Here is a 2,477-nt window from a genome sequence, read left to right on the forward strand (position 1 = left end):
ACTCCTCAAACCGACGCTCCGCCGCGTCCTGCCTATCCAAACTCGCCTGTGTCATAGACCCTATATGGGATCAGATTTATGACACAGTAGTACTATGAGGCTGCAAGATTAATCCAACAGCTGTGGCGCGACAGGTGGCTCTGGAAGTCGGAAAGCGTGATAGCCTCATTCCACCTGGGCAGGTTTATGGCAACACGACGCCTAAGGCGACGAGCGACACGCAATTTTGGAATAACGGAAATCTAAGTAAAGCAACTAAGAATCGCGCTATCTGCCATATCGATCCCTTTGTCTACTTGATGCACGCCAGTTTCGAAAAGCCGAACGGCCGATGCTGCGGCCCCTCGGAAGCAAACGCTCATTTCCGGCTTCCCTGACGGTTTTCCGGCCTATTCCGACTTCCAATCAACCCTCCAGCCATTACACCGGTGGTTTAAGGATGGCGGACGGACGGCACAGTTCCTCGTGCCATCATGAACGAAAAGATTTCTCACAACGTGCATTACGAACATCACCCAACAGCCAAGAGAATATCACACATTATCTTCCAGCACTTGGCACCAACACCTTCTTTCTATGCCCATCATGCGAAGAGCATATTATCGTATATATCCTTACAAGCCTTTTGCGCAGCAGCCAAACATTTACTACTCTGTCATCGGCACAATGCACCCTGATCGGTGCAAGATGGCATCCTTTGGCTACACTGCTGTGGCGGAGAGGCATAATATGGCTGCCGCTGTTTGGCTTACCTCAAAGCTGATTGCAGAGTTGAGCATACACGGGATGCCCACGAGCGAGCGAGGTATCCGTTATTTGGCGGCTCGTGAAGGCTGGGAGCGACGGTCGCGACGAGGAAGAGGAGGTGGGTGGGAATACCCTTTGGACTCCTTACCGCGAGAAGTTCGCGAAGCCTACGAAATCCATAAATTATTGAAAAATGAACTGGCCAGTGCGGAAGTCACCCACACGCCCACGCCTCCGATTAACCCGCAAAAACCTGGAACCACCCCTGATTGCACATCCCCCCTCATCACTCCGGCACAGGCACAAAGAAAACCCTATAGTATTGCTGGCGTTCAGCGACGAGAGGCGTGTCTCCACATTCTCTGCTTGTATGATGAGTTTCAAGTTAAGACAGGGATGAAAAAGACGAGGGCTATTACACTTTTTTGTGAAATATACAATACCGGCACAGGAACAAGCCTCAACACTAAAGCGACTATATGGGTTGGTAATCGACAGCCTACACTCGACACGCCCGAATGGGTGCGCCAAGTCCGGCCCACCGTATCCCCCAACACGCTACGCTCATGGGATAAAGCAAGACGCCGCGGCGAATCCCTGGCGCTTGCTGGCAGATATGGGCACCGTGCAAGCACGGGGCAAATTGACCGTTGCGGCGCCCTTTGCGAGTTCCTGGCCGGCGTTATACTTGAAAATTCAGACATCACGGCAAGGTTGCTGCGGAAGGCCGCGGAAGTGTGCTTTGGTGCAGTTATTAAGGCCGTTGGCGACGATGGCCTTGAGAAGGAGATCGCTCTTCCTGGCATCAGGACTATTCAGCGCTGGTGCGCGGCTTGGCGGGCAGCCAATCCTGAATTGATCGCGCTCGCAACCAATCCAGACGGTTGGCGGAATGGATACCGCTTGGCGCTTGGGACCGCGAACACCGACGTCACGCAGCCGAATGACTTGTGGGAAATGGACGCTTCGCCCACAGATATGCTGCTGAACGACGGGCGTTATCGGGTTTACGTCGTCATCGACGTCTACCCAAGACGGTTGAGCGTTCTCATAACCCGCACCTGCAGCACGGAAGCCGCTTTGCTCGCCCTTCGCAAGGCAATTCGGGAATGGGGAAAGTGCAAGCGCTTGAGGTTCGACAATGGCGCGGATTTTAAGAGCCGAGAGTTCCTCTGTGCCCTTGGGTTTCTCGGGATCGAACCGGATCCGTGTGATGTTTACTCGCCCGAACAGAAGCCGATGGTCGAGAGAGCCATCAAAACCTTCAATCACGAACTTGTGGTGATGCAACCGGGATACATTGGACACTCGGTTGCGGATCGAAAGCGGATTGAGGCCCGGCGCAGCTTTGCCGAACGCCTTGGGCAGACCGACCGAGAAGCCTTTTGTGTGGAATTGGATCGGGATGAACTCCAGCGGCGCGCCGACGCATGGTCAATGGGCGACTACGGCCTGAAGGGACATGAAGGCCTTGGTGGACGCACCCCTGCTGAGGTTTCGCGCCCGTTCCTTAGAGATCGCGTCGACATCCCGGATGAAATCCTGAGGCTGCTGCTCGCCCCGGTGCCGCGCAATGGCTCGCGGCCATTGGGCATCCGGACTGTGAACCGCGATGTTGGCATACAAGTGGAAGGTGGGGAGTATCCGGAATTTCGTGCTCGGTGGGGTTATCCTGAAGCGAAAGGAGCCCCTGCATGGCACGACGCAAAGAGGCCGTTATCCCGGACGCG

1 protein-coding gene and 1 pseudogene are annotated in these 2,477 nt (G+C 54.9%); both read left to right on the top strand.

Annotated elements, in window-relative coordinates; translation table 11 throughout:
- Positions 1-786: 786 nt before the first annotated feature.
- Positions 787-876, top strand: a pseudogene (locus tag J2852_RS32510) (DNA-binding protein); the annotation flags it as partial.
- A gap of 6 nt (positions 877-882) precedes the next feature.
- Positions 883-2,477: DDE-type integrase/transposase/recombinase (locus tag J2852_RS31210; protein ID WP_484793076.1), on the top strand; the 1,595-nt coding region annotated here is incomplete at its 3' end.

It is taken from the genome of Azospirillum soli, assembly GCF_017876165.1.
GTDB lineage: Bacteria > Pseudomonadota > Alphaproteobacteria > Azospirillales > Azospirillaceae > Azospirillum > Azospirillum soli.